This window comes from Acidovorax sp. HMWF029 (genome assembly GCF_003060895.1).
Lineage (GTDB): Bacteria > Pseudomonadota > Gammaproteobacteria > Burkholderiales > Burkholderiaceae_C > Acidovorax.
Genome location: NZ_QAIH01000323.1, coordinates 1 through 1,964, shown reverse-complemented (window position 1 = coordinate 1,964; position 1,964 = coordinate 1). Strand labels below are relative to the sequence as shown.

The 1,964-nt window shown below is 65.3% G+C and carries 1 protein-coding gene; it reads right to left on the bottom strand.

Translation table 11 applies throughout. The annotated features are described in order from the left end of the window. Nucleotides 1-30 precede the first annotated feature (30 nt). Nucleotides 31-1,890, bottom strand: coding sequence for a dihydroxy-acid dehydratase (gene ilvD / locus DBR12_RS21280; RefSeq protein WP_108619044.1), 1,860 nt, complete (start codon nucleotides 1,888-1,890; stop codon nucleotides 31-33). Between the last annotated feature and the right edge of the window lie 74 nt (nucleotides 1,891-1,964).

The window sequence follows — 1,964 nt, the reverse complement described above, 5'->3', positions numbered from 1 at the left end:
GGGCCTTGCCCCACCTTCTTGTCTGTTGGCTCAGTCGTCCAGCAGCGACAAATCGCGCACGGCGCCCTTGTCGGCGGACATCACCAGCTTGGCGTAGGCCTTGAGTGCGGCAGACACCTTGCGCGGACGAGGCTGCGCAGGCTTCCAGCCCTTGGCGTTCTGCGCTTCGCGGCGCTTTGCCAGCTCTTCATCGCTCACCAGCACGTTGATGCTGCGGTTGGGGATGTCGATGCGGATGCGGTCGCCGTTCTGCACCAGGCCAATCGCGCCACCAGCGGCGGCTTCAGGAGAGCAGTGGCCAATCGACAGGCCGGATGTACCGCCCGAGAAGCGGCCGTCCGTCAGCAGCGCACAGGCCTTGCCCAGGCCTTTGGACTTGATGTAGCTGGTGGGGTAGAGCATCTCTTGCATGCCCGGGCCGCCCTTGGGGCCTTCGTAACGCACGATGACCACGTCACCGGCCTTCACCTTGTCGGCCAGGATGTTGGCCACGGCCTCGTCCTGCGACTCGGTCACGTGGGCCGTGCCTTCGAACACCAGGATGCTTTCGTCCACACCGGCCGACTTGACCACGCAGCCGTCCACCGCGATGTTGCCGGTCAGCACAGCCAGCCCGCCCTCTTTGCTGAAGGCGTGGTCGTACGAGCGGATGCAGCCCTCGGCGCGGTCCAGGTCCAGGCTGGGCCAGCGGGTGTTCTGGCTGAACGCCACCTGCGTGGGCACGCCTGCGGGACCTGCCATGTAGAAGGTCCGCACTGCGTCGTCCTGCGTGCGCACGATGTCCCACTGGTCCAGCGCATCTTTGAGCGTGGCAGTGTGCACGGTGGGCACATCGGTGTGCAGCTTGCCCGCGCGGTCCAGCTCGCCCAGGATGGCCATGATGCCGCCCGCGCGGTGCACGTCTTCGATGTGGTACTTGTTGGTGTTGGGCGCCACCTTGCATAGCTGCGGCACGACGCGCGAGAGGCGGTCGATGTCGGCCATGGTGAAGGGGATCTCGGCCTCTTTGGCAATCGCCAGCAGGTGCAGGATGGTGTTGGTGGAGCCGCCCATGGCGATGTCCAGCGTCATGGCGTTCTCAAACGCCTTGAAGCCCACCGAGCGCGGCAGCACGCGTTCGTCGTCCTGCTCGTAGTACTGCTTGGCCAGGTCCACGATGCGGCGACCTGCGCGCTTGAACAGTTGTTCGCGGTCAGCGTGGGTAGCCACCACGGTGCCGTTGCCGGGCAGCGACAGGCCCAGCGCTTCGGTCAGGCAGTTCATGGAGTTGGCGGTGAACATGCCCGAGCACGAACCGCAGGTGGGGCAGGCCGAACGCTCGACCTCGGCCACATCGGCGTCGGAGTAGTTGGTGTCGGCGGCAATCACCATCGCGTCCACCAGGTCGAGCTTCTTGAACTCCATGACCTTGGTGACGGGGTTGGCCAGGCGGGTCTTGCCCGCTTCCATGGGGCCGCCCGAGACGAAGATCACCGGGATGTTCAGGCGCATCGCGGCCATCAGCATGCCGGGGGTGATCTTGTCGCAGTTGGAGATGCACACCATGGCGTCGGCGCAGTGCGCGTTGACCATGTACTCGACCGAGTCGGCAATGATGTCGCGGCTGGGCAGCGAATACAGCATGCCGTCGTGGCCCATGGCGATGCCGTCGTCCACGGCGATGGTGTTGAACTCCTTGGCCACGCCACCAGCGGCTTCGATCTCGCGGGCCACCAGCTGGCCCAGGTCCTTCAGGTGCACGTGGCCGGGCACGAACTGGGTGAACGAATTGACCACCGCGATGATGGGCTTGCTGAAGTCATCGTCTTTCATGCCGGTGGCGCGCCACAGGGAGCGCGCGCCTGCCATGTTGCGACCGGCGGTGGAGGTTTTGGAACGGTAGATGGGCATCGTGCTGGCTTCTGGAAAATCGCTGAAAGGGAAGCGGGCCGCCGGAATATTGGCCCCTCGCGCGCCCGTGCAAC

Coding starts and splice junctions, on each gene's coding strand:
- ilvD (WP_108619044.1), bottom strand. CDS start 1,890: ATGCCCATCTACCGTTCCAAAACCTCCACCGCCGGTCGCAACATGGCA.